The sequence below is a fragment of the Pseudomonas putida genome (assembly GCF_001941965.1).
GTDB lineage: Bacteria > Pseudomonadota > Gammaproteobacteria > Pseudomonadales > Pseudomonadaceae > Aquipseudomonas > Aquipseudomonas putida_L.
In genome coordinates this window covers 101,050-117,206 of record NZ_MKZO01000007.1, presented here as the reverse complement: position 1 = coordinate 117,206, position 16,157 = coordinate 101,050, and the positions used below count along the sequence as shown (strand labels likewise).

The window sequence follows — 16,157 nt, the reverse complement described above, 5'->3', positions numbered from 1 at the left end:
TCAGACCTCCTTCGGGGCCAGGGCCAGCAGGGCCTGGCTGGCGCGGTCGATGAAGGCCTGCTTGCTTTCGTCGGCCTGCAGGTGCAGCGGCTCGCCGAAGCTCAGCGTGCATAGCAGCGGCAGCGGCAGGGCGCGACCCTTGGGCATGACCCGGTTGAGGTTGGCAATCCACACCGGCACCACCTCGATGCCCGGTTGCGCCGAGGCCAGGTGGAACAAGCCGCTTTTGAACGGCAGCAGCGGCTCGTCGCCGAGGTTGCGCGTGCCTTCGGGGAAGAAGATCAGCGAGTCGCCCTGGGCCAGCGCCTCTTTCACCGGTTGCAGCGGATCGGCCTGCGGCTCGCTGCGCTGGCGGTCGAGGAGCACGCCATTGAATACCTTGTTGATCAGGAAGCTGCGGATCCCCGGCTTGAGCCAGTAATCCGCACCCGCGACCGGGCGGGTGCGGCGTCGCAGGTTTTCCGGCAGCGACGCCCAGATCAGCACGAAGTCACCGTGGCTGCTGTGGTTGGCGAAGTACAGGCGCTGGATCGGCAGCGGACTGCAGCCCAGCCACAGGGCGCGAGCCCCGGTGACCAGGCGGGCGAAGGAGGTGATGAGGAAGGCGGTGAATGTAGCGAGCATGGGTGCGTCCTTTATGCAGCCAGTGGAAGCCAGGGCAGGATCAGCAGCCCCGACAACGCCAATAACACTTGTACAACGAAACAGATGCCCTGCCAGCGCAGCAGGCGCAAGGCGCCGCGACAGCGGGCCAGCCAGTCGCGCTCATGCGCCCCGCGTTTCAGGCCCAGCTCATACAGGGCCTGGTCGAGGGCCCGGGTGCGGCTGCTGAGGCGCCCGGCATCGTTGGCCAGGGCCGCGATCAGTTTGGCATCCAGGGCCACGCGCAGGGCGTGGTACTTCTGCGCCAGGCCGAAGATCAGCAGCAGGGCGCAGAGCATAGCGGTCAGGCCTGGGTGGCGCACAGCGACCAACAATGGCGCCAGGCCAATGCCCAGGGCCAGCAGGCTGATGCCGTCGGACAGCCGCTCGATCTGCCGGCCGCGCTCCAGCAGGCGCGCGGTCAGGGCCAGTTGCGGTTCTTCGCTCATGGACGGGCTCCGGGGGGCAATTGTTCCAGCATGCGGCGGTGGGCCGGGTACAGCACCACGCCGGGGCGGGCCTTGCGGATCAGCGCTTCGGCGTCATCGACATCCTTGCAGCGCCCGCTCAGCACCAGCCAGGCCGCCACCGCGCTGGCGCTGCGGGAATAGCCGAGGGCGCAGCAGACCAGCAACGGACCGTGGCCGCGCAGAGCTTCGATCGTCGCGGCGGCCTCGCGGCAACGTTCGGCATCCAGGGCCACCAGGTCAAGGCTGGGCAGGCTGCAGTAGTGTTGGCCGGGGCCGGCCTTCATCGGCAATTCGGCGCAGAGGTCGAGCACCCCCGTGAAGGTCGTGGCCTCGCCCCGGGCCGGCAGGCGTCCGAGCCACACGCCGTCGCAGACTTCATCGGCCTGGGGGTGACGGCGGGTCCACACTCGCGAATTGATCCAGGTCGCTGCCAGATAGGGCGCCAGCAACCAGCGGACCGCACAGGACAGGCTGCCATCGGCACGCTTCTGGAAACCGGCAGCGCCGAACACGGCGTAGTTCAGCGCCACCATCAGCAGCGCCACGCCGGGCCACAGCAGCCACAGCCAGGCCCCCGCCAGGGTGAACGCCAGGGCCGCGAGCAGCCCGGCCCCCACGCCGTAGCGCGTCGCCAGGTCAAGGCGCCGCGCCGACGGTTGCCGGCCTGCCCGTCGTAGCGGCAAGGCACCTTCCCGGGGCCACAGCCACAGACACAGGAAACCGGCCAGGGCACCGGTGGGCAGGTCGATGAAATGGTGCTGCCAGGTGGTCAGCACCGACACCCCGATCAGCGCCATCCAGCCATGCATCAGCCCGCGCAGCCAAGGGCCACGGGTGTAGCGGGCGAACATGGCCCAGATGATCACCAGCAGGGCGATATGCAGGGACGGCGCCTGGTTGTAGGGCTTGTCGAAGCCCATCAGCACATCGAACAGCCAGCCGAACACACCGTCCAGTTCCGGCCGCTCGAAGGTGAAGCGTAGCGGCCAGAGCAGGAAGCAGGCCACGCAGATCAACTGGGCGCTGAGCAGGCGCAGGGCGTGCAGGTCCATTTCCCGGCGAGTGCGCGGGAGCAGGAAGGACAGGCCGTAGAGCAGGTCGATGGACCAGTACGGCACGATGCTCCACGACCACAGGGGAATCTTGCGTTCCCAGTCGAAGACCAGCGTGCCGACGTCATCGCGCCCGGCGGTGAAGCTGTTGCTCAGGCCATAGCTGAGGAAGAACAGCGGGCCGAGCAACAGTAGCCAGAGCACGCCACGCTTGATCAGCCCCGGTTCGCACGGAACCTGCATCAGCGCACCCGCCGGGCCAGGCTGACGCTGAAGATGCCCCATTCGTCGATGCGCTGTTCCAGTTTGCGGAAGCCGGCGGCCTCGACCAACTGGTCCATCTCCGCCTGGCTGCGCCGGCGCATCACCCACGGCTGGCCGTCGCGGTGGCTGGTCAGGGCGCGGGCGATCATCTCCAGCTGCGGGTGCCAGGGCTGGCCGGTGTAGACCAGATAGCCGCCGTCTTCGACCGCATCGGCCAGGCCGCCGAGGGAGGCGCGGATCAGGTCGTTGTCGGGGAACAGCTCGTACAACCCGGACACCACCGCCACGCTCGGTCGCGGATCGAGGGCCGCCAGGGAGGCGCGGTCGAAGGCATCACCCCGCACGAAGCGGGCGATATCGCCCAGGCCTTTTTCCGCGATCAGCGCGCTGCCCTGGCTGACGTTCAGCTCGCTGTAGTCGCGCAGGAGGATCGAGTCGGGGCGCTGCTCCAGGCCTTCGAGGGCTTCGAGGATGTAGCGGGCGTGGCCGGCGGCGATGTCGACGATATGCACCGGGCGCCCCTGTTCGCGCAGGCGGGCGATGGCCAGGCGCAGCAGTTCCTCGGCATGCAGCTTGCGCTGGCGGATGCCGCGCCAGCCGATGGCATCGATGTAGTTGCGGTCCACCAGCTCGCCCAGGCGGCCTTTGCCGGTGGGGGTGTTGCGGTAGACATAGTCGAGGGTGCTGCCGGAATCGAAGCCGGTGTCGAAACCGAGCTTGATCCCTTCGGACAGGCCCTTGCCCAGGCGCAGCGAGGCACGGGTGGCCTGCCAGTAGAGGTTGCGCGGCGAGTACTTCGGCAGCGGCGCGGCCAGGCTCTCGGCCTCGGCGCAACTGGCGCCCTGCTTGTCGGCGTCGAGCAGGGAGGGGCGGGTCGAGGGTTGTTCGAAGCAGTTGAGGACGAAGCGCCGGATCCGCGCCAGGGCATGGCCGCGATCGCGCTCGCCGAGGGTGTCGTGGAAGAAGCCGGGGAGGATGTGCTTTTCCTTGTGCAGGGTGCCGAGGCGGTCGAAGAAGTCTTCCTGCGGCTTGCGCCGGACCACCACGTCGGCCCCGGAGATCAGCAGTTGCGTGGGGATCTGGATCGCCTGGGCATCGGCCACCACGCGGTCGGCGGCGTCGTACAGGCCGAGCAGCATGTTCACCGAGATCGGCCGGGTGATCAGCGGGTCGCTGCGGTAGCTCATGACCCGCTCCGGATCATGGGTGAGCAGTTGCGGCTTGACGTAGCTGTTGACGAAGAAATTCCCGCGCCAGGCGCGCAGGGCCTTGAGGCCGGGACGGGCGAAGGGCACGTAGAGCTTGATGTCGAAGGCCGGCGAGGCCAGTACCAGGCAGCGCACCCTGGGCGCATAGTCATGGGCCCAGGTCGCCACCAGCACGGCGCCGACGCTCTGGGCGAGGACGGCGATCTGCGGTTGCGCGATGCCATGCTGTTCGCCGATGTGATCGATGAAGGTCTGCACGTCGCGCACGCTGTGGGCGAAGCCCGGGCTGTCGCCGCGGGTGCCGGGGGACTGGCCGTGACCACGGGCATCCCAGGCGAAGAAATCGTGATCGGGCAGGTCCAGTTCGTCGACCAGGTGGGCCATGCGCCCGCCGTGTTCGTGGCCGCGATGGAACATGACCACGGCCTTCCGGTCCTGGCCCGGCTCGCGTTGGGCCGGCCAGTGGCGGTAGAACAGCTCGACGCCGTCGTGGGTGGTGAAATGCGATGAGTGCGCCTGGCGCATGGGGCAGATCCTTATCCGGCAGGGAATTCAGCGGTTTCGGCCAGACCGTGGCGAACCCGGTTATAGAGGGTGAACAGGCTCAGCAACAGGACCACCAGCAGTACGCCGTTGACCCAGGCGGCCGGGAGGGCGAAGGCCACGCCCAGGCCCAGGGCTCCGAAGACGAAGGCCCGGTCGCTCTTGCCCATGGGCCCGTCATAGCGCCGCGAAGCGCCGGCCAGCGGTCCCATGACTCCGGCGTATTCGCTGACCAGCGCGGCCACTACCACCAGCACCACCAGCAGCGGCGATACGCCGGGCAGCAGGGCGAAGGGCAGGTACAGCGCGGTATCGGCGATCACGTCGCACAGTTCGTTGAGGTAGGCGCCCAGGCGCGATTGCTGGCCGAACTCCCGGGCGAGCATGCCGTCCACGGCGTTGAGGGCCATGCGCAGCAGCATCCACAGCGGCAACAGGGCGAACAGCCAGGCATGTTGGGCGCCCCAGGCCAGCAGCAGGCCAAGCAGCACGGAGGCGAGCGCGGCGGCGAGGGTCACCTGGTTGGCGGTGATGCCGCGTTGGTAAAGGCGGGTGACGCCGGGGCGCAGCAGCGCCTGGAAGCGGGGTTTGAGCTGGTAGATCGAGGGCACCGGGACGTCCTTGAGTGGTGTGCGGGAGAAAGCCATGGATAAAGCGTAAGCGCGAAACTGTGCTTTTCCAGCGAAGCGCCGTACAGGGCTTCAGTCGGGAAATGTTACCCAGCGCAAATTTTCGGTTAATATACGAATCGTCTGCGTTTCATATAGGAATTTTCCATGGGTATCGTAAAGATCTCGGAAAACATGCATGAGAGTCTTCGCATCGCCAGTAGTGCCCTGAGCCGTTCCATCAATGCCCAGGCCGAGCACTGGATGCGTATCGGCATGCTCGCCGAGCTGCACCCCGACCTGAACCACAACGAAATCTGCCGCCTGCTGATCCAGGCCGAACAGCAGGGCGGCCTCGACATCAAGCAGGTCTGCGCCCTCGACGGCACTTCGACTGCCCGCGCCATGGAGGCCCAGCATTGAGAAACATCACCCTGCATACCCCCGAGCAGATCGCCCAGTCGCGGGTTGCCGCCGAACTGACCGCCGATGTCCTGGCGATGATCGCGCCTTATGTCCAGCCGGGGGTCAGCACCGATGAACTGGACCGCATCTGCCACGACTACATCGTCAACGTGCAGAAGGCCATTCCGGCCAACGTCGGTTACCACGGCTTCCCCAAGACCATCTGCATCTCGGTCAACGAGGTGGTGTGCCACGGCATCCCCTCGGCGCGGGTGCTGAAGGATGGCGATATCGTCAATATCGACACCGCGGTGATCAAGGATGGCTGGTATGGCGATACCAGCCGCATGTACACCGTGGGCAAGGTCAGCGCCGAGGCGCAGCGCCTGATCGACGTGACCTTCGAGGCCATGTGGGCGGGCATTCGCGTGGTGCGGCCGGGGGCGACCCTGGGCGATATCGGGCATGCCATCCAGGCGGTGGGCGAGGGTGCCGGGTTCAGCGTGGTCCGTGAGTATTGCGGGCACGGGATTGGCCGGGTGTATCACGGCGAGCCGCAGATCCTGCACTTCGGCCAGCGCGGTTATGGCATGCGCCTGAAGGAAGGAATGATCTTCACCATCGAGCCGATGCTCAACTACGGCAAGCGCCAGACCCAGACCCTGGCGGACCAGTGGACGGTGGTCACCAAGGACAATTCATTGTCGGCGCAGTGGGAGCATATGGTGGTGGTGACCAGCGATGGGTTCGAGGTGCTGACTACTTGGCCGGAAGACCGCCGCTAATCCCTGTGGGAGCGGGTTTACCCGCGATTGCTATAGTGGGGTCACCACCGCAATCGCGGGTAAACCCGCTCCCACAAGGTACGCGGTGCTTTTGCCAGTCAGGCAACACTCCCAATGAAATTCGCCAGCTCCGGCGTCTGCGGCGCATCGAACAGCACCTTCGGATCGCCCATCTCATGCACCTTGCCCTGGTGCATGAACACCAGCTTGTCGCCCACCTCCCGGGCAAAGCGCATTTCATGGGTGACCATCACCAGGGTCATGCCTTCCCGGGCCAATTCCCGCACCACCGCCAGCACTTCATTGACCAGCTCCGGGTCCAGCGCCGAGGTGATCTCGTCGCACAGCAGCACCTTCGGCGACATCGCCAGGGCCCGGGCGATGGCCACGCGCTGTTGCTGACCGCCGGAAAGCTGGTCGGGGAAGGCGTCGAAACGATTGCCCAGGCCCACCCGCTCCAGCATGCGCTGCGCCAAGTCGCGGGCCTCGGCCTTGGGCGTTTTCTTCACCAGTTGCGGGGCGAGCATGACGTTCTCGCCGATGCTCAGGTGCGGGAACAGGTTGAACTGCTGGAAGATCATCCCGACCTTCTGCCGCAACGAACGCAGGTCGGCGCGGGCGGCGTCGAGGTATTCGCCGTCCACTTCGATCACCCCGTCATTGATCGACTCCAGGCCGTTCAGGGTGCGTAGCAGGGTGCTTTTGCCCGAGCCACTGCGGCCGATGATCGCCACCACCTCGCCCTGTTCGATGCTCAGGTCGACGCCCTTGAGGACGTGGTTGTCCCCGTAGTACTTGTGCAACGCGGACACTCTAACCAGCGGCATGCAGCCTCCTCTCCAGGTATCGCGCACCCAGGGACAATGGAAAACACAGGATGAAATAGCCCAGGGCAACCAGGCCGTAGATCAGGAAGGGTTCGAAGGTGGCGTTGGCCAGCATGCCGCCGGTCTTGGTCAGCTCGGTGAAGCCGATGATCGAGGTCACCGCCGTGCCCTTGACCACCTGCACCGAGAAGCCCACGGTCGGCGCAATGGCAATGCGCAAGGCTTGCGGCAGGATCACATGGCGCAGCTGTTCATAGCGGTTCAGCGCCAGGCTCGACCCGGCTTCCCACTGCCCGCGCGGAATCGACTCGACGCAGCCGCGCCAGATCTCGGCGAGAAAGGCGCTGGTGAACAGGGTCAGGGCGATCGCCGCGGCCATCCAGGCCGAGACGTCGATGCCGAACAGGGCGATGCCGAAGAACACCATGAACAGCTGCATCAGCAGCGGCGTGCCCTGGAACAGCTCGATATAGCAACGCGCAAGCACGCGCAGGCTGGCGTTTTCCGAGGTCCGTGCCAGCAGCATCAGCAAGCCGCCGAGGCCGCCGCAGACGAAGGCCACCAGCGACAGCAGCAGGGTCCACTGCAGGCCGACCAGCAGGTTGCGGACGATGTCCCACAAGGTGAAATCCATCAGCCCCTCCTCGTAATCAGGCGCCGGCCCAGCAGGTTCAGGAACTGGCGCACGGCAATGGCCATCAGCAGGTACACCAAGGTGGTCAGGAGATAGGTTTCGAACGCGCGGAAGTTGCGCGACTGGATGAAGTTGGCGGCGAACGACAGCTCTTCGGTGGCGATCTGCGAACACACCGCCGAGCCCAGCATGACGATCACGATCTGGCTCGACAGCGCCGGCCAGACCCGCGCCAGGGCCGGGCGCAGGATCACGTGGCGGAAGGTCTCGGCGCGGCTCAGGGCCAGGGCCGAGGCGGCTTCCAGTTGCCCGCGGGGGATCGCCTGAATGCCGGCGCGGATGATCTCGGTGGAGTAGGCGCCGAGGTTGATCACCATGGCCAGCAGCGCCGCCTGCCATTCCGTCATGCGCAGGCCCAGGGCCGGCAGGCCGAAAAAGATGAAGAACAGCTGGACGATGAACGGCGTGTTGCGGATCAGCTCCACGTACACCCCGAACAGCCAGTTGAACGGCCGCAACTGCCAGGCGCGGACCACCGCGCCAAGAATGCCCACGGCCACCCCGACCACGGTGCCGATCAGGGTCAGCTCCAGGGTGAACAGCGCGCCCTTGAGCAGCAGGTCACCCTGGGCCAGCACCGCAGCGAAATCGAATTGATAGGCCATGCGTACAGGCTCACTGGAAGTCGGCAGGCAGCGGCTGCTTCAGCCATTTCTCGGCATTGGCGTTGAGGCTGCCGTTGCTGCGGGCTTCGGCGAGGATGGCGTTGACCTTGTCGCGCAGCGCCGGCTGCTCCTTGCTCATGCCGACGTAGACCGGCGAGTCTTTGAGCTTGACCTTGAGCACCGGGACCTTTTTCGGATTTTTCTCGGCGATCGCCGACATCACCACGCTGCCGCTGGCGATCAGGTCGACCTGGCCGGAGAGGTAGGCGGCGATGGTCGAGTTGTTGTCCTCGAAGCGCTTGATGGTGGCGCCTTGCGGGGCCACGGCGCTGAGTTCCATGTCCTCGATGGCGCCGCGGGTCACGCTGATGGTCTTGCCGGCCAGGGCCTGGACGTTGTCGACGCTGCTGCCTTCGGGGCCGAACACACCGAGGTAGAAGGGCGCGTAGGGCAGGGAGAAGTCCACCACTTTCTCGCGCTCGGGGTTCTTGCCGAGGCTGGAGATCACCAGGTCGACCTTGCCGGTGGTGAGGAAGGGAATGCGGTTGGTGCTGTTGACCGGGGTCAGGGCCAGTTTCACCCCGAGCTTGTCGGCCAGCAGTTGCGCGGTGTCGATATCCAGGCCGCGGGGCTTGAGGTCCGGGCCGACCGAGCCGAAGGGCGGGAAGTCCTGGGGCACGGCGACCTTGAGCACGCCGCGCTGGGTGATATCGCCGAGCACATCGGCCTGGGCGCTGAGGGCGCTGCCGCAGAGGAGGGTGGCCAGCAGGAGTTTGCGGAACGAAATCATGGTCGGTGCCTCGCAGCGGAAAGGTGTGTTTCCGGCTATTGCAGCCGCCGTGCCAACTCGCGAAAAAACCATGGAAATGCGCTGGAAGCCGGTGCTTGCGCGGTATTACTGGTCTGAACAGTTGTGCGGCGAATCAACGGCGGAGAAAGCGCAGATGCCCCGAGAAAAGGCAGGCGCCACGGGGCTGCGCCAGGATGGGGCCAAACTTGCGTGATAGGTGAGAAAGGACGTAAAACAGCGCATCTTCCGTTCCGACTGGTCTGAACATATGTTCGAAACTCCCACCCGCAGCGCCGTCCCGGAGCAGGCTCTACAGGCTATCCAGCAACTGATCCGCGACGGCGGCTACCAGGCCGGTGATGCCTTGCCTTCGCAGCGTGATCTGGCGGAGCGCCTTGGGGTCAGCCGGGCGTCCCTGCGCGAGGCGTTGTCGTCCCTCAGTGCGTTGGGCGTGGTCAGCGTGCACCCGGGCAAGGGCGTGTTCGTGCAGGCGGCGAAGCCTGCGCCGAGCGCTGAGTCACCCTGGTTCGCCTGGCCTTTCGCCGCGCAGATCGGTGCGGCGGACACCTTCCAGTTGCGCTATGTGCTGGAAGGCTTCGCTGCCGGCCAGGCCGCCAATGCCCTGACCGCCGACGACCTGGATGCCCTGGAGCTGAATGTCGAGGCCATGCGCGTGGAGCTACGGGCGGGTAACTTCGAGGCGGCGGCGCAGCTGGATTTCGCCTTCCACCGGCGCCTGCTGGAAGCCGGTGGCAACCTGGCGATGCTGCATATCGTCACCAGCAGCGAGGCGATCTTCGTCGAAAGCCAGAAGCTGCCGTTCATTCGTCCGGAGCGGGCCATGGAGACCTGGCAGGAGCACCGCAAGATCCTCCGCGCCCTGGCCCGGCACTCACCTGCTGCGGCGCAGAAGGCCATGCAGGAACATATCCGCAATGCCGCGGCCCGTTGCGGGATCGTGTTTGCCGCTTAAGTCTCCAGCGCCAGGTTCACGCAAGCCCGCGCCAGCACCAGCGTCGGATCCACCAGCGCCACCCGATGCTCCCCCAGCGCAAATCCCTCGCAATGACCGAGCACCAGCGGCAGCTCGGTACAGCCGAGGATCAGCACCTCGGCCCCCAGGTCACAGAGGTGTTCCGCCGCCACCAGCAACTGCTCGCGGCAGATCCCTTCGGTAAACCCCGCCTTGATCCCCCGTTCCCCGTAGATCGCCTCCATCACCATGGCCTGGTAATCATGCCCCGGTGCGAGCAGTTGCAGCCCGGCCTGGGCGGCGGCCTGGTGATAGACCTGGCTTTGCACCGTGCCGGAGGTGGCCAGCAAGCCGATCACCTTGTCCGTACCATGGGTGCGACGGATATGCTCGACCGTCTCGCCGAGCATATTGACGATCGGCACCCGCAGGTGTGCCTGGATCCGCTCGACGAAGGCATGGGCGGTGTTGCACGGAATGGCGATGGCATTGGCCCCGGCGCTTTCCAGGCGCTTGCAGGTGGCGTAGAGGGCCAGGGTCGGATCGGTCTCGGCGTGCAGCAGGTTGGCAGTGCGGTCGGGGATCTGCGGGTTCTGCTCAACCACCATCTTCAGGTGGTCCTGGTCCTTGCCCGCCGGGGTGCTGGCCACCACCTTGCCCATGAAATCCACGGTCGCCGCCGGCCCCACGCCACCGACGATGCCCAGTTTGAAGGGTGGCCGGCGCTCTTCGCCGGGCTCGCGGATGGCGAAGCCGGCGTAGATCTCGTTGATGTCCAGGGTGGCGATGCCGCGCCGTTGCAGGTCGGCGCAGACCAGCGACAGTTCGGTCATGCCCGGCACCATCACCTGCGCGCCGCTGGCCTGCAGAGACAGGCAGACCTGGTACAGCGTTTCCAGCGGCAGGCCGTCGAGATGACCATCCTTGACCCCGCCAGTGCCGTACATGGCCTGCATCAGCGCCTCCTGCTCCGCGGTGGAGGGATAGACCAGCGGATAACGCCCGCCCAGGTAACGCTCAAGCAACCCGGAATGGCGCACGAAGTCCGAGGCGATCACTCCGAGCGGGGTCCCCGGCACAACGCTGCGTTGCAGGTGTTCGGCCAGGGCATCGAGCATGTCCAGCACCGGGATGCCCAGTTCCTCCTGAATCTCGGCGCGGAAGCTGTGGCTGGCGAAACACGGCAGCAGCACCGCATCCACCCCGCTGGCCTCGAACGAGCGACACACCTGGAACACATAGAACTTGCGCGCATTCATGTTCGCCCCGCGATCCAGCGGCAGCTTCAGGTCGCGAAACGGATGCTGTTCGAACAGGAAGTGATAGCGGTCCTGGTCCTCCAGCACCGCGCGGGAGCGCACCAGCTTGTAGAACAGGTCGCCACCGGCCAGGGAGCCGAGGCCGCCGACGATGCCGAGCTTGCGTGGGGTCTTGGTCATGACGGGATTCTCAGGCAACGGAGGCGGCGGACGGACGGGCGGCTTCGGGTTGATCTTCTTCTTCGGTCCGCCCGGCCTCGGCCTTGGCCACCACCGCCGTGGCGATGCTGTTGCCCACCACATTGGTCGCGGTGCGGGCCATATCGAGGAACTGGTCGATACCGAGGATCAGCAGCAGCCCGGCTTCCGGCAGGTTGAACATCGGCAGGGTCGCCGCGACCACTACCACCGACGCCCGCGCCACCCCGGCCATGCCCTTGCTGGTGATCATCAGGGTCAGCAGGATCAGCAGTTGCTGGGTAAAGCTCAGGTCGATGTTGTAGGCCTGGGCGATGAACATGATGGCGAAGGCCTGGTACATCATCGAACCGTCAAGGTTGAACGAGTAGCCAAGGGGCAGGACGAAGCTCGACACCCGTTTCGGCGCACCGAATTTCTCCAGGGCTTCCATGGTCTTCGGGTAGGCCGACTCGCTGCTGGCAGTGGAGAAGGCCAGAAGCACCGGCTCGCGGATCAGCTTGCCGAGGTGGAATACGCTGCGTCCGAGGAACAGGTAGCCGGCGCCGAACAGCACCACCCAGAGCAGGCCGATACCCAGGTAGAACTGGGCGATCAGCTTGCCGAAGTCCAGCAGCAGGCCCAGACCCTGCACGGTGATGGCCGAGGCCATGGCGGCGAACACGCCTACAGGGGCGAAGGCCATCACGTAGTCGGTGATGCGGAACATGACCTTGGCCAGCTCGTCCACGGCGTTGACGATGCCGTTGTAGCCGGCACGCTTGACTGCGGCCAGGGCAAAGCCGAAGAACAGCGAGAACACCACGATCTGCAGGATTTCGTTATTGGCCATGGCCTCGGCGAAGCTGCGCGGGAACACATGGCTGATGAACACCTTGAGGCTGAAGTCGCCGGTATTCACCGCCAGCGGTGCAGTGGCGTGCTGGCTGATATCCATGTTCAACCCGGCGCCGGGCTGGAACAGGTTGACCAGGCCCATGCCGATCGCCAGGGACACCGCCGAGGCCGTAACGAACCAGAGCATGGCACGCAGGCCGATGCGCCCCACCGAGCGCGAATTGCCCAGGCTGGCGATCCCGCCGACCAGGGTGGCGAAGACCAGCGGCGCGATGATCATCTTGATCAGGCGCAGGAAGATATCGGTGACCATGGAGAAATAGGCGGCGATGTCCTTCGCCTGCTGTTCGCTTCCCGCGAAGTGATGGCAGGCCCAGCCGATCAGCACGCCGAGCACGATGCCGTAGCCGATGCGGCGCGGAAGTCGATTGTTGTTCATGTAAGCCTCTTCGATGTTGTTGTTCTGTCGGTCGAGGGCGGTGGGGTACCGGCCCATGGCGGCGATTGTAGGAACGCCGCCCCAGGGGCTTGATGAGTAATCCCGATGGGCTCATGCGCTTTTGGAATAGTTTGGCGAAACGCCTGACGGGATGGGGCGGGGCAGCAGTACACTGGCGTCTCGCAGCGAGGTGGCGGCATGCAAATCAAATGGCTGGACGATCTGTTGGCGATCGCCGAATGGAAGAATTTTTCCCGGGCGGCGGAAGTGCGCTGCGTGACCCAGTCGGCGCTGTCGCGGCGGATCCGTTCGCTGGAGGAGTGGGTCGGAGTGGAACTGGTGGACCGGGGAACCTATCCGGTGCAACTGACCCCGGCAGGACGGATCTTCTGCGAGGAAGGCCGTGAGGCACTGGCCGGCCTGTTGCGCTTGCGTTCGGCGTTGCGTGAGGTGGAGCGGATGCCCGGGCGTTCGATCCGCATCACGGCCGGGCACAGCCTGTCGATGACCTTCCTGCCGCGCTGGCTCGACCAGTTCCAGCAGCGCAACGGTCGTTTCAATGCGCGGGTGGTGGCGGCGAATATCCATGACGCAGTGATCGCCCTGGAGGAGGGTGGCTGCGACCTGATGATCGTCTATCACCACGCGCTGGCGCCGATCCTCATGGATGCCAGCCGTTTCGGCAGCCTGACCCTCGGGCACGATCCGTTCCTGCCGGTGTGCGCCCCGGATGCCCAGGGCAAGCCGCGCTACCGCTTGCCGGGCAGCTCGGCGCGGCCGGTGCCGCACCTGGCCTACACCGCCACGACCTTTCTTGGGCGGGTGGCGGATATCGTGATCAAGAACGGGCCTTCGGCCTGTGCCCTGGAGCGCTGTTACGAGGCGGACATGGCCATGCTGCTGATGCGCATGGCCATCGACGGGCATGGGGTGGCGTGGCTGCCGCAGAGTGCGGTGGCCGAGGAGCTGGAGCAGGGCCGGCTGGTGCGGGCTGGCGGGGAGGAGTGGAGTACCCGGCTGGAGATTCGGTCGTATCGGGCCAGTGCCAACCAGAACCCGACGTTGCGCAGTTTGTGGACGTCGCTGGAGGAGGGTGTTTCGCGGGACTGAGCGTCACACGGACCCTGTGGGAGCTGGCTTGCCAGCGATTTGGCCCTATCTGACAGCATCATTGCTCAGGCCGGCCTCATCGCTGGCAAGCCAGCTCCCACAGGGTTTGCGGTGGCCTCAAGATGGATGCAGCACCAACTCCACCTCATGCTCCACCGGAAAATTCACCGACCGCGCAATAAAGCACTTCTGATGCGCCAACCGATGCAGCGTCCGCGCCTGCTCCAGGTCCGCGCCCGCAGCCAGGGTCACCTTCGGCCTCAAAGTCACCGAGGTGAATTGCCCCGCGCCATTGGCTTCCTCGACCATCTCGCCTTCCGCGCGGTCTTCATACGCCTGCACCACGATCCCGGCCTCGGCGCACAGCCCCAGGTACCAGAGCTTGTGGCAGGCTGAAAGCGAGGCCAGCAGCAACTCCTCCGGATTCCAGCGCGCCGGATCGCCGCGGAAGGCTGGGTCCGACGAGCCTTCGATCGCCGGCTTACCGTCGCCCTGGATCAGATGGTCGCGGCTGTAGCCCCGATAGGACGCCGTCCCCGTGCCCTGGTTGCCGGTCCAGGTGACAGTGACGGCGTAGTGGTGTTGTTTTTCGGCCATGGGCTTCGTCCTGAAAGTGAGCGGAAGTCCAGCCTACGCCCTGACCGCAGGGCAATGAAACGTGCAGTCCGGTCAGCAGTCATTGCGCGACTGCAATCGGTGCATGGCTGAGCAGCCAGTCCAGCGCCTCGTCCCACAGCGCTTCGGAGCCTTCGCGGAAATAACCCATGTGACCGATGCTGCGTTCGCCCTGTGGCTGGATATCCGGCAGGGTCAGGGCGGCATTGCGATAAGCCTTGACGAAGGCATCCCGTGAACGCGGCGGGGCCCAGGGGTCGTCGGTGGCGGTGGCGAAGACACAGGGCAGGCGCACGCTGGCGTAGGCGTCGTGGACATGCGGCATGTCCGGATCGTCGAAGTAGTAATGCGGGTAGCGGCACCAGCGTTTCCAGTCGCGATAGACCCCCAGCGGCAAGTCGTCGCCCATGCCCAGCAGGCTCCAGGCCATGTAGCCCCTGGCGCGGATGATCAGCGGCAGGATGGCGGTCCATAACAGCCTGACTTTCATCGCTTCCAGGGGCGGCATCCAGCCCGCCCAGCCGGCGCCGCTGCCGAAGCTGTAGCAGGCGCGCAGGTGCCGGTGGTTGGGCAGCAGGCCGATGGCATGACCGCCGAAGGAGTGGCCGACCCAGTAGAGGGGCAGGTTTTCGGCGGCGAGCAGGTCGACAGCGGCGGCGAGGTCCTGGTACGCCCAGTCGAGGTAGGACATCTCGAAGCCCTTGAGCGAGGGCGGGCGGGATTGGCCGACACCGCGATAGTCCAGGGTCATGACATTGAAGCCACGGCGTGCTGCGTACTCGGCGAAGCGTCGGTAGAAGCGCTGCTGCACGCCGGTGGCGCCAGCCAGGAGCAGGTTGCCGTGAGGTGTGCCGCTGGCCTCGTAGCGGGTGGCCGTGATTGGGTAGCCGTCTCGGGCTGGCAGGTGGATTTGCACTGTTTTCGTTCCGTCTTTGGTGGGTTCGAGGGCCTCATCGCCGCGATGAGGCCGGTAAGTGTTCAGCGACCTTTGAAGACCGGAGCCCGCTTCTGCATCATCGCCATCACCCCCTCCCGGGCATCTTCGCTGCGGATCAACCTGAGCATCTGTTCGTCCAGCAATGCCAGCGCCGCGGCATCCCCCTCATCCTGCGCAGCAAACGCCGACTCCAAGGTGGCCTGCACCCCCAGCGGCGCCGCCAGGGCAATCTTCCCGGCGAACTCGAGGGCGCGCGCCAATGCCTCACCCGGCTCCACCACCTCGGTCACCAACCTCATCCGCAGCGCTTCTGCCGCATCGAACTCATCGCCGGTCAGCAGGTAACGCATGGCGTCGCTCCAGCCCGCCGCCCGCGTAAAGCGCACGCTGGACCCACCCAGGGGGGCGATCCCGCGCAGCACTTCCAGATGGGCGAAGCGCGCATCCCGTTCGGCGACGACGATATCGGCGTTCAGCATCAGCTCGATCCCTGCTGTCCAGCAGGTGCCATTCACGGCCACCACCACCGGCTTGCGCCGCCGCCTGCCGCCGACACCCCAGGGATCGATCCCGCCCGGCGGATAGGCTAACGCGCCCGAGGCCAGCTTTGGCGCCAGTTCCATCAGGTCCAGCCCGGCGGTGAAATGCGCGCCATGGGCAAACACCACGGCACAACGCAACTCATCGTTGCTTTCGTACTCGCCCAGCGCCAGGGACAGCTCGCCAAGCAGGGCGCTGTCGAAGGCGTTGCGCTTGCCGGCCCGGTCCAGGCCGATGAGAAACACAGGTCCACGCTGCTCGCGGCTGACCCGCCCCGGTCCACTGTTGGCTTCACTCATCACTCGCTCTCCTGCATCGTTGAGGTTTACTGACCGTTTGTTCGGTTTGATGAAACT

19 protein-coding genes are annotated in these 16,157 nt (G+C 65.8%); 5 read left to right on the top strand and 14 right to left on the bottom strand.

The window, feature by feature from the left end:
* Genes PSEMO_RS04290 through PSEMO_RS04270 form a run of 5 tightly spaced genes read right to left on the bottom strand, consistent with a single transcriptional unit; the run spans position 1 to position 4,790 of the window.
* Complete coding sequence (locus tag PSEMO_RS04290) at positions 1-624, bottom strand: lysophospholipid acyltransferase family protein (protein WP_075801926.1); 624 nt, start codon at positions 622-624, stop codon at positions 1-3.
* 11 nt (positions 625-635) lie between these two features.
* Positions 636-1,091, bottom strand: coding sequence for a hypothetical protein (locus PSEMO_RS04285; RefSeq protein ID WP_075801925.1), 456 nt, complete (start codon positions 1,089-1,091; stop codon positions 636-638).
* Positions 1,088-2,407 (bottom strand): phosphatase PAP2/dual specificity phosphatase family protein, encoded by a 1,320-nt coding sequence (locus PSEMO_RS04280; RefSeq protein ID WP_075801959.1) that lies wholly within the window; start codon positions 2,405-2,407, stop codon positions 1,088-1,090. Before PSEMO_RS04280 ends, PSEMO_RS04285 begins: the two co-directional genes overlap by 4 nt.
* Positions 2,407-4,161, bottom strand: a complete 1,755-nt coding sequence (locus PSEMO_RS04275) for a bifunctional alpha/beta hydrolase/class I SAM-dependent methyltransferase (protein WP_075801924.1) — start codon at positions 4,159-4,161, stop codon at positions 2,407-2,409. The genes PSEMO_RS04280 and PSEMO_RS04275 overlap by 1 nt, the downstream gene beginning before the upstream one ends.
* An 11-nt stretch (positions 4,162-4,172) precedes the next feature.
* Positions 4,173-4,790, bottom strand: a complete 618-nt coding sequence (locus tag PSEMO_RS04270) for a CDP-alcohol phosphatidyltransferase family protein (protein ID WP_075801923.1) — start codon at positions 4,788-4,790, stop codon at positions 4,173-4,175.
* Between the two features lie 165 nt (positions 4,791-4,955).
* Between PSEMO_RS04270 and PSEMO_RS04265 the strand changes: the two genes are divergently transcribed.
* Both PSEMO_RS04265 and map read left to right on the top strand, forming a co-directional pair.
* On the top strand, positions 4,956-5,210 hold the full coding sequence (locus PSEMO_RS04265; protein ID WP_075801922.1) for a ParD-like family protein: 255 nt from the start codon (positions 4,956-4,958) through the stop codon (positions 5,208-5,210).
* Positions 5,207-5,977: a type I methionyl aminopeptidase gene (gene map, locus PSEMO_RS04260; protein WP_075801921.1), complete on the top strand. Its 771-nt coding sequence runs from the start codon at positions 5,207-5,209 to the stop codon at positions 5,975-5,977. The genes PSEMO_RS04265 and map overlap by 4 nt, the downstream gene beginning before the upstream one ends.
* A gap of 98 nt (positions 5,978-6,075) precedes the next feature.
* Here map and PSEMO_RS04255 read toward each other — a convergent pair whose 3' ends face one another.
* Genes PSEMO_RS04255 through PSEMO_RS04240 form a run of 4 tightly spaced genes read right to left on the bottom strand, consistent with a single transcriptional unit; the run spans position 6,076 to position 8,893 of the window.
* Positions 6,076-6,804 carry an amino acid ABC transporter ATP-binding protein gene (locus tag PSEMO_RS04255; RefSeq protein WP_075801920.1) on the bottom strand — a complete coding sequence of 243 codons (729 nt, stop codon included), beginning with the start codon at positions 6,802-6,804 and terminating at the stop codon, positions 6,076-6,078.
* A complete protein-coding gene (locus PSEMO_RS04250) occupies positions 6,791-7,441 on the bottom strand; it encodes an amino acid ABC transporter permease (protein WP_081430198.1) in 651 nt (216 codons plus the stop codon). Before PSEMO_RS04250 ends, PSEMO_RS04255 begins: the two co-directional genes overlap by 14 nt.
* Complete coding sequence (locus PSEMO_RS04245) at positions 7,438-8,103, bottom strand: amino acid ABC transporter permease (protein ID WP_075801918.1); 666 nt, start codon at positions 8,101-8,103, stop codon at positions 7,438-7,440. Before PSEMO_RS04245 ends, PSEMO_RS04250 begins: the two co-directional genes overlap by 4 nt.
* A 10-nt stretch (positions 8,104-8,113) precedes the next feature.
* Positions 8,114-8,893 (bottom strand): transporter substrate-binding domain-containing protein, encoded by a 780-nt coding sequence (locus PSEMO_RS04240; protein WP_075801917.1) that lies wholly within the window; start codon positions 8,891-8,893, stop codon positions 8,114-8,116.
* Between PSEMO_RS04240 and PSEMO_RS04235 the strand changes: the two genes are divergently transcribed.
* Both PSEMO_RS04235 and PSEMO_RS04230 read left to right on the top strand, forming a co-directional pair.
* Positions 8,892-9,107, top strand: a complete 216-nt coding sequence (locus PSEMO_RS04235) for a hypothetical protein (protein WP_075801916.1) — start codon at positions 8,892-8,894, stop codon at positions 9,105-9,107. The two genes, PSEMO_RS04240 and PSEMO_RS04235, sit on opposite strands and share 2 nt — an antisense overlap.
* 54 nt (positions 9,108-9,161) lie before the next feature.
* Positions 9,162-9,866 carry a FadR/GntR family transcriptional regulator gene (locus PSEMO_RS04230; protein ID WP_075801915.1) on the top strand — a complete coding sequence of 235 codons (705 nt, stop codon included), beginning with the start codon at positions 9,162-9,164 and terminating at the stop codon, positions 9,864-9,866.
* Here the strand turns inward: PSEMO_RS04230 and PSEMO_RS04225 are convergent.
* Both PSEMO_RS04225 and PSEMO_RS04220 read right to left on the bottom strand, forming a co-directional pair.
* On the bottom strand, positions 9,863-11,305 hold the full coding sequence (locus PSEMO_RS04225) for an aspartate/glutamate racemase family protein (protein ID WP_075801914.1): 1,443 nt from the start codon (positions 11,303-11,305) through the stop codon (positions 9,863-9,865). The genes PSEMO_RS04230 and PSEMO_RS04225 overlap by 4 nt on opposite strands.
* Before the next feature lie 10 nt (positions 11,306-11,315).
* Positions 11,316-12,599, bottom strand: coding sequence for a dicarboxylate/amino acid:cation symporter (locus tag PSEMO_RS04220; RefSeq protein WP_075801958.1), 1,284 nt, complete (start codon positions 12,597-12,599; stop codon positions 11,316-11,318).
* A 198-nt stretch (positions 12,600-12,797) separates the two neighbouring features.
* On the opposite strand from PSEMO_RS04220, the gene PSEMO_RS04215 reads away from it, so the two are divergent.
* Positions 12,798-13,709 carry a LysR substrate-binding domain-containing protein gene (locus PSEMO_RS04215; RefSeq protein ID WP_075801913.1) on the top strand — a complete coding sequence of 304 codons (912 nt, stop codon included), beginning with the start codon at positions 12,798-12,800 and terminating at the stop codon, positions 13,707-13,709.
* A 117-nt stretch (positions 13,710-13,826) separates the two neighbouring features.
* Here PSEMO_RS04215 and PSEMO_RS04210 read toward each other — a convergent pair whose 3' ends face one another.
* From PSEMO_RS04210 to PSEMO_RS04200, 3 genes are all read right to left on the bottom strand, one after another.
* Entirely contained in the window at positions 13,827-14,306 is a 480-nt protein-coding gene (locus PSEMO_RS04210; protein ID WP_075801912.1) for an OsmC family protein, read from the bottom strand.
* A gap of 79 nt (positions 14,307-14,385) precedes the next feature.
* Entirely contained in the window at positions 14,386-15,240 is an 855-nt protein-coding gene (locus tag PSEMO_RS04205; RefSeq protein WP_075801911.1) for an alpha/beta hydrolase family protein, read from the bottom strand.
* Positions 15,241-15,302: 62 nt separating this feature from the next.
* Positions 15,303-16,100 carry a crotonase/enoyl-CoA hydratase family protein gene (locus tag PSEMO_RS04200; RefSeq protein ID WP_075801910.1) on the bottom strand — a complete coding sequence of 266 codons (798 nt, stop codon included), beginning with the start codon at positions 16,098-16,100 and terminating at the stop codon, positions 15,303-15,305.
* Between the last annotated feature and the right edge of the window lie 57 nt (positions 16,101-16,157).

Coding starts and splice junctions, on each gene's coding strand:
- PSEMO_RS04230 (WP_075801915.1), top strand. CDS start 9,162: ATGTTCGAAACTCCCACCCGCAGCGCCGTCCCGGAGCAGGCTCTACAG.
- PSEMO_RS04265 (WP_075801922.1), top strand. CDS start 4,956: ATGGGTATCGTAAAGATCTCGGAAAACATGCATGAGAGTCTTCGCATC.
- PSEMO_RS04285 (WP_075801925.1), bottom strand. CDS start 1,091: ATGAGCGAAGAACCGCAACTGGCCCTGACCGCGCGCCTGCTGGAGCGC.
- PSEMO_RS04210 (WP_075801912.1), bottom strand. CDS start 14,306: ATGGCCGAAAAACAACACCACTACGCCGTCACTGTCACCTGGACCGGC.
- PSEMO_RS04275 (WP_075801924.1), bottom strand. CDS start 4,161: ATGCGCCAGGCGCACTCATCGCATTTCACCACCCACGACGGCGTCGAG.
- PSEMO_RS04280 (WP_075801959.1), bottom strand. CDS start 2,407: ATGCAGGTTCCGTGCGAACCGGGGCTGATCAAGCGTGGCGTGCTCTGG.
- PSEMO_RS04200 (WP_075801910.1), bottom strand. CDS start 16,100: ATGAGTGAAGCCAACAGTGGACCGGGGCGGGTCAGCCGCGAGCAGCGT.
- PSEMO_RS04245 (WP_075801918.1), bottom strand. CDS start 8,103: ATGGCCTATCAATTCGATTTCGCTGCGGTGCTGGCCCAGGGTGACCTG.
- PSEMO_RS04290 (WP_075801926.1), bottom strand. CDS start 624: ATGCTCGCTACATTCACCGCCTTCCTCATCACCTCCTTCGCCCGCCTG.
- PSEMO_RS04240 (WP_075801917.1), bottom strand. CDS start 8,893: ATGATTTCGTTCCGCAAACTCCTGCTGGCCACCCTCCTCTGCGGCAGC.
- PSEMO_RS04225 (WP_075801914.1), bottom strand. CDS start 11,305: ATGACCAAGACCCCACGCAAGCTCGGCATCGTCGGCGGCCTCGGCTCC.
- PSEMO_RS04235 (WP_075801916.1), top strand. CDS start 8,892: ATGGTCGGTGCCTCGCAGCGGAAAGGTGTGTTTCCGGCTATTGCAGCC.
- PSEMO_RS04220 (WP_075801958.1), bottom strand. CDS start 12,599: ATGAACAACAATCGACTTCCGCGCCGCATCGGCTACGGCATCGTGCTC.
- PSEMO_RS04255 (WP_075801920.1), bottom strand. CDS start 6,804: ATGCCGCTGGTTAGAGTGTCCGCGTTGCACAAGTACTACGGGGACAAC.
- PSEMO_RS04215 (WP_075801913.1), top strand. CDS start 12,798: ATGCAAATCAAATGGCTGGACGATCTGTTGGCGATCGCCGAATGGAAG.